Raw genomic sequence first — 247 nt, 5'->3', positions numbered from 1 at the left:
GCTGGCACCAGGACTGCATAACCACAGAACCGCTGACGCGACCTCCTCCGGCTTGCCCATTCGACCTATTGGCTGATCCTTGAGGAACACTTTCATCGCCTCTGGATCGATTCCATCGCCCATGGGCGTGTCGATGCAGCCCGGGCATATCGCGTTCACCCGTATGCCTTGCGCCGCGACGTCCAGAGCAGCGCTCTTGGTGAGACCAATCACGCCGTGCTTACTCGCGTGGTAGGCCGCGCGACCC

1 protein-coding gene is annotated in these 247 nt (G+C 61.9%); it reads right to left on the bottom strand.

Going from position 1 to position 247, the window contains the following annotated elements:
• Positions 1–247, bottom strand: a 247-nt coding sequence (locus SCA31_RS24935; protein ID WP_410699633.1) for an SDR family oxidoreductase, incomplete at both ends; no start/stop codon positions are given.

This window comes from Chryseobacterium sp. SIMBA_028 (assembly GCF_046535285.1).
Classification (GTDB): domain Bacteria; phylum Bacteroidota; class Bacteroidia; order Flavobacteriales; family Weeksellaceae; genus Chryseobacterium.
The sequence above is the reverse complement of the archived record's forward strand: the minus strand, read 5'-3'. Positions and strand labels throughout refer to the sequence as shown.